Source organism: Frankia nepalensis (assembly GCF_016786325.1).
GTDB lineage: Bacteria > Actinomycetota > Actinomycetes > Frankiales > Frankiaceae > Pseudofrankia > Pseudofrankia nepalensis.
Genome location: NZ_JADWYU010000137.1, coordinates 1 through 24876, shown reverse-complemented (window position 1 = coordinate 24876; position 24876 = coordinate 1). Strand labels below are relative to the sequence as shown.

Below are 24876 nucleotides of genomic sequence, written 5' to 3'. Positions count from 1 at the left end.
CCGACCGCGGCTTGCCGGAATGTCGGCTACTGGCCGACTGGCCCGGCAAGCCCGAACCCACCACAGCCGTGGGCGGCCAACCACGGCGGCTCCGACCAGTCCACGTCGGCTCGGCCGGCGGGCGGCGGCGCCGCCGGCCGCTACGGCGCGGAGAAGCTGGAAGGATCGCGGCGAGGCTGGTCGTCGGGGAGGCGGCTCACCGCGGTCGACAGCAGCCAGGGCAGGTTGCCGGGGTGCGGGAGTTCGGCCCTGCCCTCGGCGCGCACGCTCACCACGAGGTCTCCGCTGCGCGCGATGGCCCAGCGGTCGCCCTGGTATGCCTCGTCACCGATGCCCGGCAGCGGCGCTCCGCCCCGGTGGCGGCGCATCGCGAGGCGGCCGGCCAGGCCCCTGCCGACGACGACCAGCGCCGCCCGGCGGCCGTCGGCCTCGAAGAGCCGGATCGACATCGATCTCGGCGCGATCGGCGACTGGGCGACCGTGACCTGCCTGCCCACGGCGCGGCTGACCTCGTCGACGGTCAGCAGCTCGCCCGCCGGCGGCACGTCCGCCCCGGCCTCGGGTCGCCAACCGGGCGTCGCGACTCCCATCGCCTCGGCGATGAGACGTTCGGTCGCGTCGTCGGTCGTCGGCTCGAGCAGCTGGCGGGCTCGCCCCTTCTCCACGACGGCGACGTCGAGGACACGCCGGGTCCACGGCCGGGCGGTCAGGCGTATGACGTCGCCGACCTGGTACCGGTCCCACAGTTCCCGCGGCACGCCCCACGCGGTCGTGCGGGGATACGGGGAGCCGTCCGTCTGGCCGTCGTCGACCGCCAGGTAGTACAGCCAGGGCACGCTTTCGTCCTCGTTGACGGACTTCATCCGCCAGGGCGCGTCCCACAGCACCTCGCCGGTCACCGTGACCGGCGACGACACGTCCACGGCCGCGCGGAGCAGCCGGTACGCGCCCCGCCCCGCCAGGTAGAGACCGCCGAGCAGGCTGGCGAGCCAGAACAGGCCGTGGAGCTCGCCGACCAGGCCGTCGACGGCCCGGCCGCGGTAGTACAGCAGGGCGACGCCGGCGACGAGGCAGCCGGTCGCCGAGGCGGCCAGCGGCAGCGCCTCCTTGCCGTACCGGCCCCACAGCCTCGGGTAGCGCACCCGTACCTGGTGCCAGGTGCCGCCGAACGACGACCACACCAGGGTGCGGTCACCCATCCCGAGGTCGACGGCCTCGTCGCAGACGTGGGTCACGCCGAGGGCGCCGCCATAGGGCAGGTAGCGGTCCCAGACGGCGACCGCCGCGGGCGGGAGCGCGGCGAATGCCTCGTCGCCGCGCAGGAAGTCCCGCAGCCCCAGCCAGCGCGCCGCCGCGGCCCGGCCCGCCGGCGTGTCCCGCTCGCCCAGCGGCAGGTTGGCGAGCGCGACCAGGACGAGGAAGGTCGGGATGGTCGCCGCGAGCGCCGGGCCCGGCCCCGGATGCGTGCGGTGGCCGTGGTGCAGCATCGCGACGAGTACGGCGAGTGTCGCCACGATGGCGGCGGCGGTCAGCACGCTCCTGGTCCGCGAGGAGAACCGGCGGCGGGTGAGCCCGCGCGTGCGCGCGTCCGCGATGACCTCGGCCTTCAGCCGCCGCGACCAGGCCTTCGCCTGCTCGGGGTCGCGAAAGGTGAGCGCGGTCAGGGGGAGCACCCCGCCGGCGGCGAGTCCCCGCACCCGGTCGAGGACACGGCGCTCGTAGGCCGTGAGGCCCGCGTCGTCGTCCTTGCCGGGGCGGGGCACGTGAATCGTGGTCTGGGCCGGGTCGCCGCCCGGCTGGCGCAGCTCGACGAGGCGGCGGGCCGCGAGGTCGAGCAGGGTGGAGCGGGCGGCGGCGTCGGTGTGCTTCCAGCCGTGCGCGAGCAGGCTGACGACCGCCGGCGGCTCGTCACCGCCGAAGTCCCGCGTCGGCGCGACGGGCGTGACGGGGCGTGGCCTGGTGCGCAGCAGGCAGGCGCCGAACAGGGCGAACCAGCCGGCGATCGCGCAGATCGCGAGGCCCAGCTCGAGGACCATCAGAACTGGAGGCGAAGGTCCGCGCGCGCGGCCGCCGTCGCCTCGAGGTACGGCTCCTGGTGAAAGCGGCCCAGGCTTGCGACGATGCTCGTCGGAATGGACTGGACGGCCGCGTTGAGCGACTGGACGGCGTTGTGGTTACGGGCGCGCACCGCCCACGCGGCCAGCCGGACCAGCGCCAGGACGACGACACCACCGACGACCGGCAGCACGACCGAGGTGCTCATAGGAGATCTTTCTGTTCGGAGATCTTTCTATGTGGAATCGACGACCCGATCCTCCTCCGAGGCGGCCGCCACCCTCAATCGTCTTTCGATCCCCGTGCTGACGGTTAGCCGACAAAGCCCGTTCACCGACCTCGCGTCTGCCGTTCCGCCGAACCGCCCACCGTCCATCGGGTGAACCGCGGTGAAACAAATGTTTTAGCGATGGTGGACAACTGTCGTTCGTTCCTTCTCGCGATCGGTGCCTTCCCCGCTGAGGGGACCGTTGTGGAATCGCCGTGGCCTCCGTGTGATCGTGACGGTTCGTCATCGACGCCCGCGCGGACAGGCCGTCAGTCAACAGATCGAAGAGGTCGCAACGTCGCGATCTGGTGGAGGCTGTGGCGCAACCGGTCGCTCATCGCGAAGGCAAGGTCCCACGAGCGAACGTTTCGGCGGCTCGTACCGCCTGGAGAAGGTGATCGGCCGAGGAGCCATGGGTGAGGTGTGGCGGTCCAGCGCCGAGGTGACAACCGAAGGCTCGGCACCTACACCCTAATGATCGGCAAGCCGGTCGAGATCGACCTCGACGTGACCGGCGTCCTGCGTCTCGAGTGCGAGCGCACCGTCCCGGCCCTCACCCGCGACCCACTCGTGCTGGGTGACGCCCGCCTGACCCGGCAGCCATAGTTCCGCGACCAGCGAGACCCGAGGCCGGCAAGCGAGCGGGGGCGCTCGGCCCGCCGTCGCGGTGGGGGGAAGACGCGATCGGCGGGCCGAGCGGATCTCCGGGAGGGAGGACCCCGGCGCGACCCAGGAGCAGGGGGTCGGGCAGCTCGCACCTGGGTCAACGGCCTGCCCCCGTCCCCAGTTCCGGGATCGCGCGTCGCCTGGCTGACACCCCTGCCCGCAGGGGAAACCGCCGCGCGCGGCCGCTTGCGCCGGCGGGACGGGCGCCGATCGATGGACCTTCGGTACTTGATCGTGAGCGGAGGGTAAATAGCTGGGCGAGGGCGAGGGCGAGGAGGGGAGTGGCGATGGTCGGAGTCGACGAGCGGCCGAGGGTGTCCGAACCGACCCGGGCGGTGAACGAGGCGACGGCGCGGGCGCTGCCCTTCGGGGACGAGGCCGACTTCGCCGACGCCCGGCGTGGGCTGATCGAGGAGGTCCGCGGCCTGGTCGTCCAGGATCCGTCGGGCTTCACCTCGTGGGACTCCCGGCCATACGAGTTCCTCCGCGACGGCGCGGCCGCCCCGGAGACCGTGAACCCGAGCCTGTGGCGCTACGCCCGGCTGATGGCCACCACCGGCCTGTTCGAGGTGGCCGAGGGGATCTACCAGGTCCGCGGGATGGACATCTCCATCGTCACGTTCATCGAGGGTGACACCGGGGTGATCGTCGTCGATCCCCTCGTGACCGCCGGCGTCGCCCGCGCCGCCCTGGACCTCTACCGACGCCACCGGGGTGACCGGCCGGTCGTCGCGGTGATCCACAGCCACAGCCACGCCGACCACTACGGCGGCGTCGCGGGCGTCGTCGACCCGGCGGACGTCGCCGCCGGCCGGGTGGAGATCCTGGCGCCCGAGGGGTTCCTGGAACACGCCGTCACCGAGAACGTCTTCGCCGGGACCGCGATGAGCCGCCGGGCGGTCAACATGTACGGCGCGCTGCTGCCGAAGGGGCCGGCGGGCCAGGTCTCCGGCGGGCAGGGGCTGACGAACTCCCTCGGCGCGCCGACCCTGATCCCGCCGACCCGGATCATCAGGGCCACCGGTGAGCGGGTCGAGCTCGACGGGGTGCGGCTGGTGTTCCAGCTGGTACCGGACACCGAGGCACCGGCCGAGATGAACATGCACCTGCCGGACCGGCGGGCGCTGTTCGTCGCGGAGACGGCGAACGCGACCATGCACCAGCTCTACACGCTGCGCGGCGCGCAGGTGCGCGACGCCCGAGCCTGGGCGCGCTACCTCAACGAGACCGCCGCGCTGTTCGCCGCCGACTCGGATGTCCTGTTCTCGACGCATTCCTGGCCCCGGTGGGGCACCGCCGCCCTCTCCGAGTACCTGACCGACCAGGCGGACGTCTACAAGTACCTGCACGACCAGACGCTGCGGCTGGCGAACGCCGGCTACACGATGCTCGAGTGCGCGGAGATGATCGAGCTGCCGCCGCGGCTGGCGGAGAAGTGGTACAACCGCGGCTACTACGGCTCGGTCAGCCATAACGTGAAGGCGGTCTGGCAGCGCTACCTCGGCTGGTTCGACGGCAACCCGGCGAACCTGCACCCGCTGCCGCCGGAACCGGCCGGGCGCCGCTACACCGAGATGATGGGCGGACCGGCCGCCGTCGTCGCGAAGGCCGAGGAGTACTTCGACCGCGGCGACTACCGGTGGGTCCTGCAGGTGCTCAACCACGTCGTGTTCGGCCACCCCGACCACCGGCCGGCCCGGGAGCTGGCCGCGCGGGCCTGCGAGCAGCTCGCCTACCAGACCGAGAACGCGCCGTGGCGGAACTTCTACCTCGCCGGCGCCGACGAACTGCGCCGCGGGGTGCCCACCGGCCTGCCGGCCACCGGCACGGCCAGCGCCGACACGGCGCGGGCCATGCCGGTCGGCACGCTGCTTGACTACGCCGGCACTCGCCTCGACGGCCCGCGCGCCGGCGCCGAGGAGCCGTTCACCCTCGACCTCGAGATCGACGAGCCGGCCGGCCGGTGGCGCGTCGAGGTACGCAACGGCGTGCTGCGCCACCGCGCGCTCGGCGACGAGGAGACGGCCGGCGCGAGCGTGCTGCGGCTGACCAGGTCCGACCTCGTCGCGGCGCTGCTCGGCGAGGCCACGCTCGCGGACCTGCGCGCCGCCGGCCGGGCCACCGTCCACGGCGCCCCCGGCCCGGCGGACCGGCTGTTCGGCCTGCTCGCCGACAGCGCGTTCTGGTGGCCGATCGCGACACCCTGAGCCGTCCGTCGTTCCGGTGGTGTCTGTCCCGCCGGTCGCGAAACGCCCGAGATCACGTGGGCACGGACCGTGGTGGCTCCGGGGCGCGAAGCTGGCCCCCTGAGGGCGTGGGCGAGGCCAGCGGACGACCGGGACAGGTGGGCGGATGTCGGGCGACGGTGGGCACGGCCGCGGTGACGGCCGGACCGGTCGCCGGTCGCCGTAGCCACGGGCGGTCGATGATCGTCGCCATCGCGGCGCACCTCGCGGTCGCGGCGCTGCTGCCGATCCTCGCCCGCCGGCTCGGCGCCCGTGTCTACCTGGTCGCCGCCCTCGTCCCGGCCGCCGCGTTCTGCTGGTTGCTGGTGGCCCGGGTCGACGCCGTCACGTCGGGCGCCCGGCCGGAGGCGGTCGTGCGCTGGGCCGCGGGGCTGCGGCTGGAGGCGGCGTTCCGGCTCGGCCCGCTGGCGCTGCTGATGGCGCTGCTCGTGACCGGCGTCGGCGCGCTCGTCCTGGTCTACGCCCGCTGGTACCACGCGCACGACGCCGGCGGGTTCGGCCGGTCGGCGAGCGCGCTGCTGGCGTTCGCCGGGGCGATGCTCGGCCTGGTGCTCGCCGACGACCTGCTGACGCTCTACGTCTTCTGGGAGCTGACGACCGTCTTCTCGTTCGTCCTGATCGGCGGGGCGGGGCTCGCCACGGCGGCGCGGCGCTCGGCGGTGCAGGCGCTGCTGGTCACCACCGTCGGCGGGCTGGCGATGCTGTTCGGGTTCGTGCTGCTCGGCGAGGCGGCCGGGACCTACCGGATCTCCGGGATCGTCGCCCACCCGCCGCCGGCCGGCGGGATCGTGGCCGTCGCGCTGCCGCTGGTCCTGCTCGGGGCGGCGACCAAGTCGGCGCAGGCGCCGTTCCACTCCTGGCTGCCGGCCGCGATGGTCGCGCCGACGCCGGTCAGCGCCTACCTGCACGCCGCGGCGATGGTGAAGGCCGGCGTGTTCCTGGTCGCGACCCTCGCGCCCGCCTCCGTCGCGGCGGGCTGGTCGGATGTCTGGAACACGCCGGCCGCGGTGCTCGGCGCGGTGACGATGCTGGTCGGCGGCCTGCGGGCGCTCGTGGCCACCGACCTGAAGCTGCTGCTGGCGTTCGGCACGGTCAGCCAGCTGGGGATGCTCGTCGCCCTGGTCGGCCTCGGCGGGCGCACGCTGGCGCTCGCCGGCGCGACCCTGATCCTCGCGCACGCCCTGTTCAAGGCGGCGCTGTTCATGGTCGTCGGGGTGCTCGACCACCGGGCCGGCGGCCGCGACCTGCGGGCGCTGTCCGGCGTCGGCCGGCGCGCCCCGTGGCTCGCGGCCACGGCGCTGCTCGCCGGGGCGTCGATGGCGGGGCTGCCCCCGACGATCGGCTTCCTCGGCAAGGAGACCGCGCTCGACGGGCTGCTGCGCGCCGGCGGCGCCGGGCACACGGCGCTGCTGGTCGCCCTGCTGGCCGGCGCCTCGCTGACGGCGGCCTACACGCTGCGCTTCTGGTGGGGGGCGTTCGCGACCAAGCCCGGTCTCGCGCCGAGCGGCTGGCGGCCGGCGAGCCCGGCGTTCACCGGCCCCGCCGCCGTGCTCGCCGCCGCCGGCCTCGGGCTCGGGCTGGCCGCGCCGGCCGTCGACGGCCTCGTCGCCGGATACGCCGACGCCTTCCCGCCCGGCGTGGCGGGCGCCTACCACCTGGCGCTGTGGCACGGGCCCGGCGCCGCTCCGCTGCTGACCGCCGTCGCGTTCGCGGCCGGCCTCGTGATCTTCGCCGCGGTCGGGGCCCTGGAGCGTTCCCGTGGCCGGCCCGCCTTCCCTGCGCCGCCGGGCGCGGCGGCCTCGACGGCACGGAAGGGTTCGGCGGCACGGAAGGACTCGGCGGGCGCGGGGCGGGGCGGGGACACCGGCCCGGCGCGCCGGGCCGCGCCGGCGTGGGCCCGGCTCGCCGACGTGTTCGACGCGCAGCGCGGCTACGAGCGGGTCGTCACCGGCGTGGGCCGGTTCGCGCTCGCGGTCACCGCGCGCACGCAGGTCGGGTCGCTGCCGGTGTACCTCAGCACGATCCTGGTCGTGGCGGTGGTCGTGCCGGGAGCGACGCTGGCCAGCGGGATCCGGTGGCCGACCCGGATTCCGGTCTTCGACTACGCGATCCAGCTGCCGCTGGCCGTGGTCGTGCTGGCCTCCGCCGTCGCGGTGATCCGGGCGCGGACGCGGCTGTCCGCGGCGCTGCTGCTCGGCGCGGTCGGATACGGCTGCGGGGCGCTGTTCGTGGTCGAGGGCGCTCCCGACCTGGCGCTCGCCCAGTTCCTGGTCGAGACGCTGTCCCTGATCGCGTTCGTCTTCGTACTGCGCCGGCTGCCGAAACGGTTCGCCACGCTGGAACGGACGGCGGTGCTGCGCTGGCCGCGGGTGCTGGTCGCCGTCGCGGTCGGGCTCCTGGTCGGCGCGTTCGCGATCGCCACCTCCGCCGCGCACCGCGGCCCAGGAGTCGCCAGCTACGAGTACCTGGCCCGTTCCCCGGCGCAGACCGGCGCGGCCAACGTCGTCAACGGGATCATCGTGGACTTCCGCGCGCTCGACACCCTCGGGGAGATCACGGTCCTGGCCGTCGCCTCGCTGGGTGTCGCGAGCCTGCTCCTGCTGACCGGCCCGGCGGGCGGCGCTCGGCCCGGCGACGGGCCGGCGGCGGCCCACCGGCCCTGGCCCGGGGCGGCCCCGACCCGTTCCGTCCTGGTCGAGGTGACGGCCCGGGCGGTGTTCCCCGTCCTGCTGGTCTTCTCGATCTACCTGCTGTTCGCCGGGCACGGCCGCACCGGCGGCGGGTTCTCCGGCGGGCTGGTCGCGGGGCTGGCGTTCGTCCTGCGCTACGTGGCCGGCGGCCAGGACCGGGTCGGCCCGGCGGTGCCCACGCACCCGCCCCGGGCGATCGGGGCCGGGCTGACCGTGGCCGCGCTCACGGCGCTCGCGCCGGTGCCGTTCGGCGGGCCGGTGCTGGGAAGCTACGTCCTCGCCACCGACGTGCCGGTGCTCGGCCACGTCGAGCTGGTGACCAGCCTGTTCTTCGACACCGGCGTCTACCTGGTGGTCGTCGGCGTGGTGCTCGAGCTGCTGCGCACCCTCGGTGTCGGCGTCGACAAGGAAAGCGGCACCGCCGTCGCCCCGGGCTGGGGCGACGGCACCCCCGCCTTCGGACCGGATGTGGCGGCCCGTACCCAGCCCGGCGGCGAGGCGGCCGGCGACACCGCCGGCGCGGACGGCGGCAACGCGGACGGCGATGGCGGCGGTGGCGTCGGCGTGGGCGGGGCGCCGTGACGGCGACCGCGCAGGCCCTCGCGGCGCTCGTCGCCGGGCCGCCAGCCCCGGGGCCGGCGGCTCCGGGGCGCGTCAACACCGTGCTGAACCTGACCTCGACGGTCACCGTCGCCGGGCTCTACACGGCCGGGACCTACCTGCTGCTCCAGCGGGCGCTGATGCGGGTGCTGATCGGCATCGTGCTGCTCGGCCACGCGACCAACCTGCTCCTGCTGCTGGTCGGCGGGAAGAGCGGACGCCCGGCGATGTCGGGGAACTACCCGGCCGAGCAGACGTCCGACCCGCTGCCCCAGGCGATGGCCCTCACCTCCATCGTCATCACGTTCGCGCTGACGACCTTCCTGCTGGCGCTCGCCTACCGGTCCTGGACCCTGCTCGGCAGCGCCGAGGTCCGCGACGACGTCGAGGACCACCGCATCCAGCAGCTCGAGGAACGCCTGGAGGCCCAGTACGCCCACCACCTGACGCGCCTGCCCCACCTTTCCCACCCGCGCGACCACCCGCGCGCCGCGCCCGACCAGCCCGGCCGTCCCGACGGCCCGGACGACCATGACGGCGCCGACGACCATGACGGCCCCGGCGGGCCTGGCGGGCCTGGCGGGGGCCGGACGGTCGGGGGCCGGGAATGACGGCGCCGGGCGTGCTGGTCGTGCTGCCCGTGGCCGGGCCGCTGCTGGCCGCCGGGCTGACGCTGCTGCTGCGCCGCCACCAGCTCGCCCAGCGGGTGCTGGCGCTGGGAGTCGTCGGGGCGGTCGTCGTCGCCGCGGCCCTGCTGCTCGCCGCCGCGGACGCCGGCAACCCGGCCGTCGCCCACCTGGGCGGCTGGCCGGAGCCGATCGGGATCACCCTGGTCGCGGACCGGCTGTCGGCGCTGCTGCTGCTCACCTCGGCGACGGTCACGCTCGCGGTGCTCGGCTACGCCGTCGGGCAGGGCGCCGTCGACGAGCGGCCAGACGGCAACAGCACGGTCTTCCACGCCTGCTACCTGACGCTGGTCGCCGGGGTGGCGCTTGCCTACCTGACAGCCGACCTGTTCGACCTGTTCGTCGCGTTCGAGGTCATGCTCGTCTCGTCCTACGTCCTGATCACCATCGACACGACCGCGAGCCGGATTCGCGCCGGCATGACCTACGTGATCGTCAGCCTGACGTCGTCGCTGCTGTTCCTCACGATGCTCGCGCTCGTGTACGCGTCGACGGGGACGGTCAGCCTTGCCGAGCTCGCCACGGACGTTCCCCACCTGCCGCCCGGCCTGCGCGACGGGCTGAGCCTGCTCGCCCTGGTCGTCTTCGGGATCAAGGCGGCCGTGGTTCCGCTGCACTTCTGGCTGCCGGACAGCTACCCGACGGCACCGGCGCCGATCACCGCGGTGCTCGCCGCGTTGCTCACGAAGGTCGGGATCTACGCGCTGGTCCGCACCCACACCCTCGTGTTCCCGCACGACGGGATCTGGCCGCTGCTGCTCGTCGCCGCCGTCGTGACGCTGCTGCTCGGGGCACTGGGCGCGCTCGGCCAGGAGAACCTGAACCGGATGCTGTCGTTCCTGCTGGTCAGCCACATCGGGTTCATGCTGTTCGGCCTGTCGCTGTTCACGGCCATCGGCCTCGCGGGCGTGATCCTCTACATGGTCCACCACATCGTGGTGCAGGCGACGCTGTTCCTCACCAGCGGGCTGATCACCCGGTACTCGGGCACCTCGGTGCCGAGGCGCACCGGCGGGCTCGCCACCGCGGTGCCGCTGGTCGCCGCACTGTTCGCCCTGCCCGCGCTGGGCCTGGCCGGAGTGCCGCCGCTGTCCGGCTTCGTCGCGAAGGTGGCGCTGCTGCAGGCGGGCGCCGGCGCCGTCGAGGGCGCTCACCACGCCGGGGTGTACGCGGCCGTCGCCGCCATGCTCGTGGCCAGCCTGCTGACGCTGTACGTGATGGCCCGGGTCTGGGTGGCCGCGTTCTGGCGCCGCCCCCGCCCGGCGCACCCCGACCCGGACCCCGGCGACCGGCTGACCGTCGGCACCGAGGCCGTCAGCCGCGCGATGATCGCGGCCACGGCCGGGCTCGTCGCCGTCGGCCTCGCGATTCCCCTGTTCGCCGGCCCGCTGGCCGCCCTCGCGGCGCGCGCCGCCGACGATCTCCTGTCGCCCGCGGCCTACGAGCGGGCCGTCCACAGCCACGACCCGCCGGACAGCCATGAGCTGCCGGGCGGCCACGACCTGCCGGGCGGCCACGGCCTGCCGGGCGGCCACGGCCTGCCGGGCGGCGGCGGGCCGCCGGCCGCGGGCGGACCGTCCGTCCGAGGCGGTGGCCGGTGACCGCGCCTCCCCCCGCCGGCCCCGCCGCGCCCGCGCGCCGCGCCCGCCCCGCCGCCCGCGGTGGGGCGGTCCGGCGGCTGCTCGCGGCGCTTCGCCGGGCGGTCGGGCACCCGTGGCAGCTCGCCTGGCTGTGGCTGGTCTGGATGCTGCTGTGGGCGCGCCTGTCCGTGCTCACCGCCGTGGGCGGGCTGGTGGTCGCGATCGTGGTGCTCGCCGCCTTCCCGTCGCCGCCGCCCGAGGCCGCGGCCGGGCCCGGACGGCCGCGGCCGGCGCGGGCCTGCCTGGTGGCCGCGCGGCTGCTCGCCGAGCTGCTCCCGGCGAGCGTCACCATCGCCCGCCAGTTGTTCCGCCACGGCCGGGCGACCCCGGCAGCGATCGTCGCGGTGCCGTTGCGCACCAGCTCCGAGGTGGTCGCGGCCCTGATAGCCGACGCGGTCTCGCTCGGCCCCGGCGCGGCCGTCATCCACGTCGACCGCGAGCGCGGCTACTTCTACGTCCACGCGCTCACCCCCGGTGGCCAGGCGGACGTCGACGCCGTGCGGGCTCGCGTGGACGACCTGCAACGACAGGTCATCCGCGCCCTCGGCCACGAACCCGTCGGCCGCGGCCCGGCCGGTCAGGACTCCGCCGGTCAGGGCCCGGCCGGGCCGGAAAGGAGACGATGATGCGTGCCGTCTACGCCGTCACCCTGGGGCTGCTGGGCCTCGCGGGGCTGCTCACCCTGGCCCGGGCGGTGCGCGGCCCGTCCGAGCTGGACCGCGTCGTCGCGCTCGAGGTCCTGGTCATCCTGATCGCCGCCGGTGTGGCGGTCGACATCGCGATGCGCGACGAGGGCTGGAACCTCGCGCTGCTCGGCTCGATCGCGCTGCTGGGCTTCCTCGGCTCGGTGGCGGCGGCCCGGCTCGTCGAGCTGCGCGGCGCCCGCCGCGGCGCGCCGCGTCCCGGGGCGCCCCGGTGAGGGTGGCCGCCGACGTGGCCACCGCGGTGCTGATGCTCGCCGGGGCGGTTTTCTGCGTCCTCGGAGCCTGGGGCCTGCTGCGGTTTCCCGACGTGCCGAGCCGGCTGCAGGCCGCGACCAAGCCGCAGACGATCGGGCTGCTCGCGATCCTCGCCGGCGCCGCCGCGCAGGTCGAGGGACGCTACGCCGCCGGGCTCGCGCTCGTCGGCCTGCTGCAGCTGGTCACCGCCCCGGTCGTGGCCCAGCGGGTCGGCCGGGCCGCCTACCGCACCGGCTGCCTGCGCCGCGACCTGCTGCTCGTCGACGAGCTCACGGACGGGCCGCCGCGGGTCCGCGACGAGCCGCCGCCGGGCTGACCGTCCTCACGCGTAGGGGTCGGCGATCTCGCGCAGGACGGTGAGGGCGTCGCGCAGCGCCGCCATGCGCCCCTGGCCAAGGTGGGCGGCCCACTCGGCCTCGACCTCGGCGACGACGCCGGCGGCGAGCGGAATCAGCCGGGCGCCACGGTCGGCGACCCGTACGAGCCGGGCGCGCGCGTCGGCCGGGTCCGCCACGCGCTCGACGTAGCCGGCGCGCTCGAGCTGGTTGACGAGGAAACCGGCGGACTGCTTGGTGATCTGTGCCTGTTCGGCGAGGTCCGTCAGCCGGGAGCCGCCGGGCGCTATGCGCTGGAACACCCGTGCCTGCGCCGGGGTCAGGTCGTGGCCGGCCGCGGCGAGCGTGTCGAAGACGCGCTTCTCCATCGCCCGGTACGCGACGAACAGCAGCACTCCAACGTTGACCTCCGCCGGCCCGGCCCGTTCACCGGCGTGACCGCGGGGACTGGTCGGCGTGCCCTGGCCGGCGCCGGTCTCTTCGCTGCTCATCGGCACCATCTTGCCTTGGTAAGAGGCTCTGTCTAATCTCGTCAGAGTCTCTTACTAACCGGGGAGTGCCCATGGAGCTGGACAGCGAGACGTCCTGGAAGGTGATCGCCGAGCAGCGGCGGGCGCTCGGGGACCTGCTCGACGGCCTGCCGCCCGGCGACTGGGACGCGCCGTCGCTGTGCGCCCGGTGGCGGGTGCGCGACGTCGCGGCCCACGTCGCCCTGGCGCCCCAGCCCCCGTCGCCCGTCGCGATGGCCGTCGCCGGGCTGCGGGCTCGCGGCCGCTTCCACCGCCTCAACCACGACCTCGCCGTGCGCCACGCCGACACCATGACCGGCGAGCAACTCGTCGCCGAACTGCGCCGGTTCGCGGACTCGCGCCGCCTGCCCGCCGTCACGAACTACCGCAACATCCTGTTCGACGTCCTCGTGCACGGCCAGGACGTCGCCATCCCGCTCGGCCGGCCGCTGCCCATGCCGCCCGCCGCCGCGACCGCCGCGCTCGAGCGCGTGTGGACGATGGGCTGGCCGTTCTGGGCGCGCCGCCGCCTGCGCGGCGTGCGCCTGCGCGCGACGGACGGCGAGTGGTCGGCGGGCGAGGGCTCCGACGTCCAGGGCCCGCTCGCCGCCCTGCTGCTCCTGGCCACCGGCCGCCCCGCCGCCCTGCCTCACCTCACGGGCGACGGCGTCCCGCTCCTGCGCGGGCTCGGGCACCTGGCGCCCACCGCGGCGGCGCCCCGCGACGGCCTCGGCGGCGCGACCGGCGGCAGCGGAACTCCGCGAACCTAGGGCGCCCTGGTGCCCCGCCCAGGTCCGCCGCGTCTCGACGTTGGGCATGATCGCCGTTTCTGCCCTGACGGAAACCTCATGACCGGTGAGCGGGGCGGCCCCGGTGAGCGGCTGGTCATGACCTGTGGTGTGTTCGACCATGATCCCAGGCGCCGTGGTGCCGAAAGCCTTCTCGTCGGGCACCACAGCCCATGGACCGATCCCAGGACCGGCCAGCCACCAGCGATCTTCATCGCCCCACGCGGCCGGTCAACGCCGACCTCGGAACCAAGGAAGGGTCGTGACCTGGCACTGTCCGCGGCTTCCTCAGGGCACTGTCGGCGATCATGTGTCGCGGGAGAACGCCGGCGGTCGCGGCACCAGACACCCGACCGGAACCCGATCGGGGCGCCGGGGCGCCACCCGCGTGTCGTTCCGACGACGCGCCGTCGCCTATGCGCCGGTGGCCCCGCCTTCGGCCAGGTTCCGCGCCTGGTCTCGACCCACCCGATTACGATGGCCACGGCCGATTTGGGTGGCATCAAGGAGACGGCGATGAAGACGACGTTGGACTGCCCGTGCGGCACGCGGATCGTGGGTGACGACGAGGACGACCTGGTCGAGAAGGCCCAGGCCCACCTCGCCGAGAAGCACCCCCACCTGGAGTACGACCGCGACGCGATCCTGTTCATGGCCTTCTGACGGCGTGCCGAGCCTGACCGCGCGGTTCGTCGAGTCGGTCGCCCTCCCGGTCGCCGGCGGCGGCCGGGAGTGGTCGGCCGAGGCGGTCCGGGCCCGGACCGCGGCCGAGGCGACGCACCCGACCGTTGCCCGGCCGCCGCGCTGGCTGCCCCGCGCCGTCCGGCACAGCGTCACCGACCACGCCGGCTGGCCCGTGCACGAGCTGTCCCCGAAGCCTTTGGTCGCCAGGGCTGCCGTCGGCGACCCGGCGGCCGAGGTCACGGTGCTCTACCTGCACGGCGGCGGCTACATCAGCGAGGCGTTGCCCTGGCACTGGTACCTGATGGCGCGGCTGGCTCGTCTCGTCCCCGCCCGCCTCGTCGTCCCGATGTATCCGCTGGTGCCCCGAGGCGCGGCCGCCCGCGTCGTCCCGCTCGTCGCCGACCTGCTGACCAGACTGGTCACCCGGGCACGGGCGGGGGCGACCCCCGCGGGTCGGGTCGTGCTGATGGGCGACTCGGCCGGCGGCGGGCTGGCGCTCGCCGCCGCGCAGGTCGCGCGCGACCGCGGCGACTCCCAGCCCGACCGGATCGCGCTGATCGCGCCGTGGGCCGACGTGACGATGACCCACCCCGACCAGCCGGCGCTCGACCGCCTGGACCGGCTGCTCACCGTCGAGGGCCTCGTGGAGGCCGGCCGGCGCTGGGCCGGTGCCCTCGACCCGGCCGACCCGCTCGCGAGCCCGCTGAACGGGACGCTCGCAGGCCTCGCCCCGCTGACGGTGCTGTGCGGCACCCACGACCTGCTGCTGCCCGACAGCCGCCGCCTCGCCGAGCGCGCGGCGGCCTCCGGCGTCGAGATCGACTACCACGAGGCCCCCGGCCTGCCGCACGCCTACCCGCTCTTCCCCATCCCGGAGGCCCGCCGCGCCCGCGCGACCCTCGCCGCGGCCGTGCGCGCGCCCATCTGACCAGGCAGGCCGCCGGCTGTTTTCTCAGGGTCGAGACTGGCAGAGCCGGGTGTTCGGGTGGCCCGTATGGAAGTGGTGCCAGACGACGACGTCGTCCTCGACGTCGATGCGGGCGGTAAGGGGCCAGCATCCTGGCATGCCGCAGTCCTTGCAGCCGAGCAGGATCGTGGCGTTGTCCGGGAACCAGGTGAGCCAAGGCTGGTCGAGGAAGTGCCGGCTGGGCCAGACGAGGTCCGGCCCAGCGTGCAGTCCCGCGTAGTCGCCGGCGAGTCGAGGGTGGCCTTCCAGGTCCGCGTATGGCTGCTCGACGGGACGAGCGAGCTCCAGTAGGGGCACGTCGTTCACGTACGGCTCGACGGTGACGTACTCGACGGTGACGTAGTCGCCCGTCGGCACGGGCTTGACGGCCAGCTCAACCGAATCCGGTCCACATCCGCGGCGTTACCGGCCACTGATCGTCTCCTCAGGACCCTGGGGATCGGCCAGAGCCCGACGAACTCAACCACATGACGCCTAGATCATCGCTGCCGTCAACGGCTGTATGGATCCTCCAACTAGCGCCAGAGAGTCCGGCCGCCTGCTCTCATCGTGATGCCCACCGTGGGGCGTCTGGTAGGGGGATGTCCGGCCAGTGATGGGAGGCGAGGGTGCGTGCCGACGACGAACGGGCTTTCGAGGAGTTCGTGGCCCGATCGGGCGAACGTCTGCTGCTGAGCGCGGCGCTGCTCGTCGGAGGTGACTGGGCCGCCGGTGAGGACCTGTTGCAGGGAGCGTTCGAGCGTACCTACCGGCACTGGGGAAAGATCGCCGACGGCGCCCGGGAGGGCTACGTCCGCCGGGTGCTCGTCAACGCCGCGACCAGCCGGTGGAGGCGTCTACAGGTCCGTGTCCCCGAGGTGCCCCTGCTCGTCGACGGCGCCTGGACCGTCGACATCGCCGCCCCGGTGACCGACCCGGCCGACCGGATGTCCGACCGCGCCGACCTGCTCGCGGCGCTCGCCGCACTGCCACCGCGGCAGCGGGCGGTCGTCGTCCTGCGCTACGTCGAGGACCTGCCCGAGGCCGAGGTCGCCGCCGCGCTCGGCTGCTCCATCGGTTCGGTCCGCAGCCAGGCCTCCCGCGGCCTGGCGCGGCTGCGCGACAGCGATCATCTGCGCGCCCTCGGCCACGCGCCGCCCACCGGCCGACCGGTCTCGGCGCCACCGGCGGGAACACCCGACATCGTCACCAACGAACACGACGGCACCGGCCCACCCTCGCGCACAGCCACGACCGCGGCGTCCGAGGAGAGGAAGGAGACGGCCCCGTGAGCACCCCGACCGACCCCGACCTGGCCGACCGGCTGCGCGCTCTCGGCGCCGGCCTGCCACGCCGGCCGCTGGACCCCGCATTCCCCGACGCCGTCCGGGCCCGCGCCCGCCGCCACCGCCGACGCACCCTCGTCGCCGCCGCGGTGGCGCTCGTCGCCGCCGTCGGTGTCGGCGTCCCCGCCGCCCTGACCAGGGACTCCGGCCAGGAGGTCATTCCCGCCAGCACCCCCTCCCCGCGGCCGGCGACCCCGCACGCCTTCGGCGGTTTCACCGTCACCTGGCTGCCCGACGGGCTCACCCACCGGGAGGACCTGGCCGCCTACGTCCGCCCCAGCGGCAACTGGGTCTTCCCCGAGGAGCCGTCGGCGACCGCGGACGTGATGCCTCTGCTGACCGAGACAGTCGGCGGCCTGATCGGCCCGACGACCTTCAGCGCCATGTTCACCTCCGCCGCCGACGACGCCGCCTACGCGATCAACCACGACGACCAGCCCGCTCGAGCCACCGCCTGCCCCGCTGACGCCGAGTGTCCGACCCTCGGGCCACGGCCCACCTCCGTCGCCGACCTGCCGACGACACCTCCCGGCCAGCCCGCCGCCGCCTGGGTGTCGATGACCTGGCAGCCCCCGCGGGGGATGACCGTCGACCAGATCACCGTCACGGTCAACTCCCACAACGCCGAGGCGACCCGCTACCTCCAGATCCAGCTCACCCCTGACACGGTCGGCGGCCAGCCGGCGGTCCTTCTGCGCCAGGACTACGGTCCCAGGGCCGCCGGCGACGACCCCGACTACCAGCACTCCACCCCCGGCCGCCGACACGTCACGACCCTGATCTGGTTCCGGCCCGACGGGTCCATACCGTCCGTCGAACTGGTCGGCCCGGAGCCGATCGACCCGGCACTGGCGCACCGGATCGCCGACGGGCTGGTCTTCGACACCATGCCCGAGATCCCCAACTACACCCCGCCCGCCCGCTCGTCCGTCCCCGACGCACAGACCGACGCCGCGGTCCGGGCCGCGCTGACCGCGGCGTTCACGGCCGGCACGGCGGACGACCTGTGGGCGGCCTCCGTCCAGAACGGCCCGGCGCTGCTCGAGGTCCGCCGGCGGGCCGGCGAGCGCTTCCCCCCGATGGCCACCGCCCAGCGGGTCATCGTCGCCTCGGTGCTCCGCCCCGACCCTGACACCGTCAACACCTTCGTGTTCCTGACGTTCGAGGACCCCAAGCCGGTGCCGACGTTCGGCAAGGACGCCGTGCCGCTGGAGGTCACGGTCGTCCGCGGCAACGACGGCCGCTGGCAGGTATCCAGAGAGAGCTGGTGCGGCCGGGTCGCCATCATCGCCGCGGACCTGGACTGCCGCGCGCGGTAACCACCAAGGTCAGGAATCGGCCGCCGCCGGCCGCGGACCCAGGGTCCGAGGAAGCGAACCGCCAGGTTCGGTGACCAGACGCGGCCGGCACGGTCTTCGCCACGATGTTCCCGGGCCTGGGGCAGGGGGCTTCGTCGACCTTGAGGCGGCCGACGGCCTACCTGCTGGCCGCTACTGGGGCTTGCGCCAGATGAGGGTGTAGCGCCAGAGAAGGCGGCGGCGGAACTCGCTGCCGGGCAGGAGTTCGGTGGCGAGGGCGCGCATCTGGGGGTAGGTCACCGGCGGTGGCCACACGACGGGTGACGAATGCTCCCAGCAGCCTTTCCGGCTTCGGTACCACGGGTTGACAGCCGCCGCGGCGAGCTCGCGGGGCAGATCGTTCGGCAGCGTCGTCCGGGCGAGGCCGATCACGGCCAGCAGGCCACCTGGGCTGAGCAGGTCGCGCATCCGGGCGAGACCCGTGGCGGCATCGACGTGATGCAGGGCGGCCACCGAGGTGACGACGTCGAACGACGCCGGCTCGAACGGATGGGTGAGGAAGTCACCGACGACGTACTCGATGTCGCCGGGATCGAGGTCGCCGAGATAGCGGCGGGCTTCGTCGATGCTCGGCGCGTCGAGGTCGATGCCGGTGACCCGCGGGACCGTCCGGCGCAGCGCGCGGGCCAGCATGCCCTCGCCGCAGCCGACGTCGAGCGCCCGCCGCGCGTCCGCGGGGACCGCCCGCAGGACCAGAGGGTGGTAGTGGATGTTGTGGTTCCACCGTCCGTTCTCCGGCTCAGCCATGAGATCATCCTGCCAAAACGGTGGTCTGGTGCTCGGCCGGGCGTCGGCATGGCTCAACGCCGAGGCGCTCGGCCCGGCCGCCGCGCCGGACCCCTGAGATTTATCGCGATATATCGTCTACGGAGGCTTGCGGGCATTCGGTCGCGGACCCGTGCCTCGAGGGCGCGATCGGTTGCCCTGTGATGGGCCGGGTGATAAGCCGGAATTTAGAACCAGGTTTCTCGCCGGGCGGGCCGCGGGCGGGCCGCGCCGGCGCCCGCCTGGCAGTCCGACCACCAGGTCTGACCGTCCGGCCGACCGTGCCGTCCGCCCCGACCCGGGGCCGTACCGCCTAGGAGCGCCGACCGTGCCGCAGTCGATACCTTTCGTGGACTACCTGGTTCTCGGCGACACCCCGCACCTGGTCGCCAACGAGTGCACCGCCTGCGGGGCGCGCTTCTTCGACCGCCGCAACGCGTGCGCGGCCTGCTTCGCTACCGAGTTCCGCAAGGTGGACGTCGCCACCGAGGGCGAGGTCCGGGCGTTCACCATCGTCTCGATGGCCGCCCCGGGCATCCCGGTGCCGTTCGTGTCGGCGACCGTCGACTGCGCCGGCACCAGCGTGCGCGCCAACCTGATCAACGTCGACCCGACGCCCGAGGCGGTGCACGTCGGGATGAAGGTGCGCCTGGCGGTCGCGCCCGTCGGCACCGACGAGGCCGGCACCGAGGCGATCAACTTCGGCTTCGAGCCCCAGCGCTGAACCCGCCGCGGGCCGCGTGACCAGCACGCGGCCCCGGGCGCCCGCGCGCCGCGGTGACAGCGCCCGCGGCCCGGTGGCCGGCGCCTGCGGCACCCGAGACGACCTCACCCGACCACGAGAAGCGGAGCGGCGGACATGGCCAGCGACGACGTCTGGATCCTCGGCATCAACATGACCAAGTTCGGCAAGCACCCCGACAAGGACGTCATCGACCTCGCGGCCGAGGCGACCATGGCGGCGCTCGCCGACGCCGGCGTCACCATGCGCGAGATGGGCCTGCTCGCGTTCGGCAGCCTGATGGGCCGGGTCGCCGGCCAGAACCTGCAGAAGCAGATCGGCCAGACCGGCATCCCGGTCTACAACGTGTCGAACGCCTGCGCGACCGGCGCGACCGCCCTGCGCGTCTGCCACATGGCGATCCGCGCCGGCGACGCGGACTTCGGCCTCGCCGTCGGCGTGGAGAAGCTGTCGGGCGCCGGCCTGCTCGCCGGCGGCAGCCGCGGCGCGGACTCCAAGACCTGGACGCCGTCCGGCCGGCTCGGCGCCGTGGCCTCGATCGACGGGCGGATCGGCACCGAGACGATGCCGGGTGTGTTCGCCCAGATCGGGTTGGAGTACGGGCACAAGTACGGCGGGACGACCTTCGAGCTGTTCGCGAAGATCTCCGAGAAGAACCACGCCCACTCGACGCTGAACCCGCTCGCCGCCTACTCGAAGCGGTTCACCCTCGAGCAGATCATGAACGACATCATGATCGCCTACCCGAACACCCGGCCGATGTGCTCGGCCAACTGCGACGGCGCGGCGGCCGCCGTCCTCGTCTCCGACGCCAAGCTGAAGACGCTCTCGCTCGAGCAGCAGCGCCGCGCGGTGAAGATCTCCGCCTCCGTCCTCACCACCGACCCGTGGGAGGATGCCTGCCAGGTGCTGCCGAACGTCAACACCCTCACCCGCCAGGCCGCGACGCAGGCCTACGAGAAGGCCGGCGTCGGCCCGGCCGACCTGGACCTGGTCGAGCTGCACGACTGCTTCGCGACGGCGGAGCTCGTGCACTACGACAACCTGATGCTGTGCGAGGAGGGCGGCGCGGTCGACTTCTTCAACTCCGGCGCCACCTGGCGCGACGGCAAGACCCCGGTCAACGTCTCCGGCGGCCTGGAGTCCAAGGGCCACCCGATCGCGGCGACCGGCATCGCCAACGTCTGGGAGGTCGCCCACCACCTGCGCGGCGAGGCCGGAGACCGCCAGATCGAGGGCGCCAAGGTCGGCCTCGCCCACGTCATCGGCCTCGGCAACGCCTGCGGCGTCCACATCCTGGAGAAGGCCGCCGCCTAGAAAGGCCGCGACATCCGACGGCCCGCCATCCGAGTTTTTCCCGGACTGCGGGCCGTCGTCATGCCGGATCAGCCGGGAGGCCTCGGCCTGGAAGAGATCGTGATCTAGGCGCTCTGGGCGTCGGGCTCGGCGAGCCAGTCCTGCTCGAACAGCACCCGCGACCGGCCAACGTCGAGCACCCGGGCGCTGAGCCGACGCGCGTCGCCGGAGATCGAGTCCGGCAGCATTATCTTGGTCCGCCGCACCCACTGAGCACCACCGGGAGCGCGAAAGCTGATGTAGAGAAACCGCCCGCTGGTCGGACCGTGCAGGAACTCGCCCCTGCAGGTCAGGGTGCCGTCGGGCCTGGAGCGGGCCCTGGCCCGGCACTCGTAGCGAATCCCGCCGTCGCCGGTCGGCGTACCGGCGTCGAGCTGACCCTTGCTGGACTGCAGCCCGTACTCGAGCGTGCCACCGTGATCCTGGACGTCGTGGACGGTAACAACGATCACCAGCTCCGGTGGGGAATCTGGTTCGCTCACGCGCGCGTCTCCCTCGCATACGAACGTCGAGCCGTCGGCTTGCCCCTTGGCCGCCACTGGCGTGGGCCGGCTGCCGCGCGGCCGGCGCGGTCCAACGTTCATCGCCAGCGTTCCCCATTCTCCAGCGGCGTGGCGCCGGCCGGGAAGACCGCCCGCTGGTAAGCCCGGGTGCGGGCGGTCACGACCAGCCGCTGTCCGGGACGCGGCGCGTCGTTGATCCGGACCTCATCGGTTGGTAGCCGGCCGGAGTGGGATACGGCGTCGTTCCGTCCACATCCGCAGGAGCCACTCGACCGGGCCGTATCGGAACCGGGCCATCCACACGGCGCTGGCGAAGACCTGCGCCGCATAGATTCCGAGCGCGATGAGCACCACGGCCGAGGCCCCGACCGTACCGGCGAGCCGCAGACCCACACCTGTGAAGATCACGACGCAGAGGACCGACTGCCCGAGGTAGTTGGTCAGGGACATCCGTCCGGCTGGCGCCAGCGCCGCCGCCAGACGGCGGCCTCGACGGGTACGAAAGAATCTCAGCGCGGTAGCGGCGTAGGCGGCGGTGAGCAGCGGAGCCGTGAGGATGCTCACCAGTAGTCCGGTGAAGTTCCTCGTGCCACCGCCCGCGGCGAACACCACACTGCCCGCCAGCCCCACGGGAAAGCCCACCCACTGCACGCGCCGCAGCACATGGTCGTGGCGGCCGGCGTCGACGAGCACCTGCCTGTCGCCGGCGGCCAGCCCGACCAGAAACGCCGAGAAGGCGAGCGGTCCCTGCACGACGAGGGCCGAGACCATCGCCGGCAGCGAACGCAGGTGCTCGGCGATGACCTCGCCGGGGCCACCGCGCAGCGCCTCGGTGGACCGCGCGCCCGCCGCCAGCGCCGCGGCCTGGTCGGGCACCAGCTGCGCACCGGCCACCGCGGCGATCGCCACGGCGAAGGCCACCGCGCCGAGCGCCGCGGCCGCGGTGACCAGCGCGACGCGGGTACTGGTCCGCGACAGCGCGAGCAGAACCAGGCCCAGCAGCGCGTACGTCGTCAGGATGTCGCCCTGGAACAGCAGCACGGCGTGCAGGACTCCGATCATGAACAGCCCGGCCAGGCGGCGCCGGAACCTGGGGGCAAACTCCACCCCCCGTCGGCGGGCGGACCCGATCTGCAGCGTGAAGCTGTAGCCGAACAGGAAGGAGAACAGCAGGTACGCCTTCATCGTGACGAGGGCCTCGATGAGCCAGGACACGGTCCGATCGGGCCAGGAGCCGTGCTGAGGATCGACTACCAGGTGAAACGGGTAGCCAGAGGCGAAGAAGGCGACGTTGACCACGAGGATCCCCAGCAGCGCCATCCCGCGCAGCGCGTCCACGTCGGCGATCCGGCCCGCGGACGGATCCGGGCGGACCTTCCGCGCGCCGCTGGGCGAGTCGACATACGGGTGCACCGAAACACCTCCAAGATCACAGTTCGACACCCTCGATACTGGGTTCGGCGGGTATGCCGGGAGGAGTGCTTTCATCACGGCGACCGTGGTGACGAAACGGCCGGACGAAAGACGGCGGGAGAGAATGCCTGGTACTTCGTGTGCCGAATGCGGGGAGCCGCTGCCGGGTCCTGGCCTCGGCCGGCCCCGGCGTTACTGCTCGCGCCGCTGCCAGGCGCGTGCCTACCGTCGCCGCCGCGACCTCGGCCGCACGGCGATGGCCCCCGCGGCGTCATCCCGCCCCACCCCGGCGGGCGGGAAGGCGCCGGATCGAAGCCGACAGGCGCCGGAGCGGCTGATCGACGTCGCGGTCCGCCTCGCCGACGCCGAAGGGATCGGCGCGGTGTCGATGGGCGCGTTGGCGCATCGCGCCGGGCTCAGCGCGGACCAGGTCTTCCGGCGGACACGCAGCCGTGACGAGTTGCTCGGCGCGATGGTCGAGCACGCCCTGGTCGAGCGCGCTCCGGCCGCCAGCCGGGCATACAGCCCCACCACACCGGAACCGGCGAACCCGCGGGAGCAGCTGGAACGGCTCGCCCGCGACGAGTGGGCGCTCTACCGCCGACACCCGTGGCTGGTGACCGTGCTGGCGACGACCCGGCCGCCGACCGGTCCCGCCGTGCTGGCGATGGTGGACCGCGCGGTGGCGGTGTTGACCACTGCCGGCTATGCCCCCGAGGACGCCTTCGCCGCCTACCTGGCGCTGAGTGGCTATGTGCAGGGCATGGCGCTTCTCCACGTGGCGGAGCACACCGAACGACGCGCCGGGGCTACCGGCTGGGAGAAGTGGTGGCTGGCCACCCATGTCCGCCTCACCCGCACAGGCCGCACGCAGGGTCGCGCCTGGCTGGCCACCTCCCACCCGCCGGACAGGGATGCCGACGCGGTCGTGGACCGATGGTTCGACTTCGGCCTGGCTCGCCTGCTGGACGGCCTGCTTCCGGCCGGCCGGGCAGTGACGGACGAGAACCCTGTCGAGGTGTGAAAATCTCGACCTCTCCCCGGTCGATCGACGTAACGCTCGTGGTGGCGGGACGAACAGGTCCAGCTCTCGTCCCCAAGATGGGCTCACGCAACCCCGGACGAGCGGGCGCCAGCTCGTGGGCACGGGTCGGCGGGCTGGTACGAAAACGGCCGGTGGATGCGTGGCGAGCTGTGATAGGCACGGAGGGTGTCCCTGACCCAGCCCGCCGACGAGGTGGGCCAGCTGGCCGGCGGCCCGGCGGTCGAACTGCCCGCCCCACCGGAGTTCGTGGACGTCCTGCGGGCGAGACAGAGAATCGCGCCGTACCTGCGGGAGACGCCGCTGTTCCGCTATCCGCAGCTCGACGCCGCCGCCGAGGCCGCCGGGGTTCGCGGCGCCGCGCTGTGGGTCAAGCACGAGAACCACCAGCCGGTCGGGGCGTTCAAGGTGCGGGGCGGGGTCAACCTGGCCGCCGCCCTGCCCGACGAGGAACGCGCCCGCGGATTCGCCGCCGCCTCGACTGGCAACCACGGCCAGTCGGTCGCCTACGCCGCCCGGGTCTTCGGCACCCGGGCCGTGATCGTGGTGCCGGAGAACGCCAACCCGGTCAAGGTCGAGTCGATGCGCGCGCTCGGCGCCGAGGTGCTGGCGCGCGGCGCGACCTTCGACGACGCCCGGCGGCACGCCGCCGCGCTCGCGGCCGACGAACGGCTGCGGTTCGTCGACTCCGGCGACGAGCCGCTGCTCATCGCCGGGGTCGCCACCTGCACGCTGGAGATCCTGGAGACTCAACCCGACCTGGACGCGATCGTCGTCCCGGTCGGCTCCGGAACCGGCGTCGTCGCCGCGGGCCTGGTGGCCAGGACGGTCGACCCGGGCATCGAGGTGATCGGCGTGCAGTCGGCCGCAGCGCCCGCCGCCCACCGGTCCTGGCAGTCCGGCGCGCTCGTCGACGCGCCGATGGGAACGGCCGTCGAGGGGGTCGCGACGGGCAGCCCGTTCGCGCTGCCGCAGGCGATGATGCGCGCCCTGCTCGACGACTTCGTCCTGGTTTCCGACGACGCGATCCACGCCGCCACCCGTCTGATGATCGAGAAGACTCGCAACCTGGTCGAGCCGGCCGGCGCCGCCCCGCTCGCCGCCGTCCTCGCCGACCCGGCCCGCTTCGCCGGCCGCCGGGTCGCCCTCGTCTGTAGCGGTGGCAACATCAGCCCCGCCCAGCTGGGCGCCCTGTTCGCCCCCTGAGTCCTCCGGGCCCTTCGGCCGGCCGCGCAAGCGCGGAAATTTTGGGGGTGGCTCGTTCGGGTGGTCTGTCCGG

24 protein-coding genes are annotated in these 24876 nt (G+C 73.9%); 17 read left to right on the top strand and 7 right to left on the bottom strand.

Translation table 11 applies throughout. The features are described 5' to 3' along the window. Nucleotides 1-140: 140 nt before the first annotated feature. On the bottom strand, nucleotides 141-2036 hold the full coding sequence (locus tag I6A81_RS19360; protein WP_203004905.1) for a DUF2207 family protein: 1896 nt from the start codon (nucleotides 2034-2036) through the stop codon (nucleotides 141-143). Further along, nucleotides 2036-2263 carry a LemA family protein gene (locus tag I6A81_RS19355; RefSeq protein ID WP_203004906.1) on the bottom strand — a complete coding sequence of 76 codons (228 nt, stop codon included), beginning with the start codon at nucleotides 2261-2263 and terminating at the stop codon, nucleotides 2036-2038. The genes I6A81_RS19360 and I6A81_RS19355 overlap by 1 nt, the downstream gene beginning before the upstream one ends. A 483-nt stretch (nucleotides 2264-2746) precedes the next feature. Here I6A81_RS19355 and I6A81_RS19350 point away from each other — a divergent pair, with 483 nt between their 5' ends. The 8 genes from I6A81_RS19350 to mnhG all read left to right on the top strand — a co-directional run bounded on the left by I6A81_RS19350 (nucleotide 2747) and on the right by mnhG (nucleotide 12126). Next, the gene (locus I6A81_RS19350) at nucleotides 2747-2929 is read left to right on the top strand and encodes a hypothetical protein (RefSeq protein ID WP_203004907.1); all 183 of its coding nucleotides are present in this window, start codon (nucleotides 2747-2749) and stop codon (nucleotides 2927-2929) included. A 347-nt stretch (nucleotides 2930-3276) separates the two neighbouring features. Continuing rightward, nucleotides 3277-5196, top strand: a complete 1920-nt coding sequence (locus I6A81_RS19345; RefSeq protein WP_203004908.1) for an alkyl/aryl-sulfatase — start codon at nucleotides 3277-3279, stop codon at nucleotides 5194-5196. 218 nt (nucleotides 5197-5414) lie between these two features. Continuing rightward, a complete protein-coding gene (mbhE, locus tag I6A81_RS19340) occupies nucleotides 5415-8507 on the top strand; it encodes a hydrogen gas-evolving membrane-bound hydrogenase subunit E (protein WP_203004909.1) in 3093 nt (1030 codons plus the stop codon). After that, nucleotides 8504-9136 (top strand): Na(+)/H(+) antiporter subunit C, encoded by a 633-nt coding sequence (locus I6A81_RS19335; RefSeq protein ID WP_307874752.1) that lies wholly within the window; start codon nucleotides 8504-8506, stop codon nucleotides 9134-9136. The genes mbhE and I6A81_RS19335 overlap by 4 nt, the downstream gene beginning before the upstream one ends. Further along, nucleotides 9133-10812, top strand: coding sequence for a Na+/H+ antiporter subunit D (locus I6A81_RS19330; protein WP_203010254.1), 1680 nt, complete (start codon nucleotides 9133-9135; stop codon nucleotides 10810-10812). The genes I6A81_RS19335 and I6A81_RS19330 overlap by 4 nt, the downstream gene beginning before the upstream one ends. Beyond that, a complete protein-coding gene (locus I6A81_RS19325) occupies nucleotides 10809-11477 on the top strand; it encodes a Na+/H+ antiporter subunit E (protein ID WP_203006656.1) in 669 nt (222 codons plus the stop codon). Before I6A81_RS19330 ends, I6A81_RS19325 begins: the two co-directional genes overlap by 4 nt. Beyond that, nucleotides 11474-11770, top strand: coding sequence for a monovalent cation/H+ antiporter complex subunit F (locus I6A81_RS19320; RefSeq protein WP_238430663.1), 297 nt, complete (start codon nucleotides 11474-11476; stop codon nucleotides 11768-11770). The genes I6A81_RS19325 and I6A81_RS19320 overlap by 4 nt, the downstream gene beginning before the upstream one ends. 2 nt (nucleotides 11771-11772) lie before the next feature. Next, complete coding sequence (gene mnhG / locus I6A81_RS19315) at nucleotides 11773-12126, top strand: monovalent cation/H(+) antiporter subunit G (protein ID WP_203006657.1); 354 nt, start codon at nucleotides 11773-11775, stop codon at nucleotides 12124-12126. Nucleotides 12127-12132: 6 nt separating this feature from the next. Here the strand turns inward: mnhG and I6A81_RS19310 are convergent, their stop codons facing one another. Continuing rightward, on the bottom strand, nucleotides 12133-12513 hold the full coding sequence (locus I6A81_RS19310; protein ID WP_407661330.1) for a MarR family winged helix-turn-helix transcriptional regulator: 381 nt from the start codon (nucleotides 12511-12513) through the stop codon (nucleotides 12133-12135). Nucleotides 12514-12707: 194 nt separating this feature from the next. Here I6A81_RS19310 and I6A81_RS19305 point away from each other — a divergent pair, with 194 nt between their 5' ends. The 3 genes from I6A81_RS19305 to I6A81_RS19295 all read left to right on the top strand — a co-directional run bounded on the left by I6A81_RS19305 (nucleotide 12708) and on the right by I6A81_RS19295 (nucleotide 15054). Next, on the top strand, nucleotides 12708-13424 hold the full coding sequence (locus I6A81_RS19305; protein WP_203006654.1) for a maleylpyruvate isomerase family mycothiol-dependent enzyme: 717 nt from the start codon (nucleotides 12708-12710) through the stop codon (nucleotides 13422-13424). A gap of 534 nt (nucleotides 13425-13958) precedes the next feature. Further along, the gene (locus tag I6A81_RS19300) at nucleotides 13959-14105 is read left to right on the top strand and encodes a DUF1059 domain-containing protein (protein ID WP_203006653.1); all 147 of its coding nucleotides are present in this window, start codon (nucleotides 13959-13961) and stop codon (nucleotides 14103-14105) included. Between the two features lie 4 nt (nucleotides 14106-14109). Next, entirely contained in the window at nucleotides 14110-15054 is a 945-nt protein-coding gene (locus I6A81_RS19295; protein WP_203006652.1) for an alpha/beta hydrolase fold domain-containing protein, read from the top strand. Between the two features lie 24 nt (nucleotides 15055-15078). Here the strand turns inward: I6A81_RS19295 and I6A81_RS19290 are convergent, their stop codons facing one another. Beyond that, a complete protein-coding gene (locus I6A81_RS19290) occupies nucleotides 15079-15450 on the bottom strand; it encodes a hypothetical protein (RefSeq protein WP_203006651.1) in 372 nt (123 codons plus the stop codon). Between the two features lie 251 nt (nucleotides 15451-15701). Here I6A81_RS19290 and I6A81_RS19285 point away from each other — a divergent pair, with 251 nt between their 5' ends. Together I6A81_RS19285 and I6A81_RS19280 are read left to right on the top strand one after the other, a co-directional pair. Continuing rightward, complete coding sequence (locus tag I6A81_RS19285) at nucleotides 15702-16364, top strand: SigE family RNA polymerase sigma factor (protein WP_203006650.1); 663 nt, start codon at nucleotides 15702-15704, stop codon at nucleotides 16362-16364. Further along, nucleotides 16361-17737: a hypothetical protein gene (locus tag I6A81_RS19280; RefSeq protein WP_203006649.1), complete on the top strand. Its 1377-nt coding sequence runs from the start codon at nucleotides 16361-16363 to the stop codon at nucleotides 17735-17737. Before I6A81_RS19285 ends, I6A81_RS19280 begins: the two co-directional genes overlap by 4 nt. Before the next feature lie 171 nt (nucleotides 17738-17908). On the opposite strand, the gene I6A81_RS19275 is transcribed toward I6A81_RS19280, so the two are convergent. Beyond that, on the bottom strand, nucleotides 17909-18523 hold the full coding sequence (locus I6A81_RS19275) for a class I SAM-dependent methyltransferase (protein ID WP_203006648.1): 615 nt from the start codon (nucleotides 18521-18523) through the stop codon (nucleotides 17909-17911). A 346-nt stretch (nucleotides 18524-18869) separates the two neighbouring features. Between I6A81_RS19275 and I6A81_RS19270 the strand changes: the two genes are divergently transcribed. Beyond that, nucleotides 18870-19265 (top strand): Zn-ribbon domain-containing OB-fold protein, encoded by a 396-nt coding sequence (locus I6A81_RS19270; RefSeq protein WP_203006647.1) that lies wholly within the window; start codon nucleotides 18870-18872, stop codon nucleotides 19263-19265. Nucleotides 19266-19400: 135 nt separating this feature from the next. Further along, on the top strand, nucleotides 19401-20600 hold the full coding sequence (locus tag I6A81_RS19265; RefSeq protein ID WP_203006646.1) for a thiolase family protein: 1200 nt from the start codon (nucleotides 19401-19403) through the stop codon (nucleotides 20598-20600). Between the two features lie 104 nt (nucleotides 20601-20704). Here the strand turns inward: I6A81_RS19265 and I6A81_RS19260 are convergent, their stop codons facing one another. Together I6A81_RS19260 and I6A81_RS45650 are read right to left on the bottom strand one after the other, a co-directional pair. After that, entirely contained in the window at nucleotides 20705-21121 is a 417-nt protein-coding gene (locus tag I6A81_RS19260) for a DUF5990 family protein (RefSeq protein ID WP_203006645.1), read from the bottom strand. 225 nt (nucleotides 21122-21346) lie between these two features. Then, entirely contained in the window at nucleotides 21347-22555 is a 1209-nt protein-coding gene (locus tag I6A81_RS45650; RefSeq protein ID WP_203006644.1) for a DUF418 domain-containing protein, read from the bottom strand. A 124-nt stretch (nucleotides 22556-22679) separates the two neighbouring features. Between I6A81_RS45650 and I6A81_RS19250 the strand changes: the two genes are divergently transcribed. Both I6A81_RS19250 and I6A81_RS19245 read left to right on the top strand, forming a co-directional pair. After that, nucleotides 22680-23579: a TetR/AcrR family transcriptional regulator gene (locus I6A81_RS19250; protein ID WP_203006643.1), complete on the top strand. Its 900-nt coding sequence runs from the start codon at nucleotides 22680-22682 to the stop codon at nucleotides 23577-23579. Between the two features lie 246 nt (nucleotides 23580-23825). Beyond that, nucleotides 23826-24803, top strand: coding sequence for a threonine ammonia-lyase (locus tag I6A81_RS19245; protein WP_407661329.1), 978 nt, complete (start codon nucleotides 23826-23828; stop codon nucleotides 24801-24803). Nucleotides 24804-24876 lie beyond the last annotated feature (73 nt).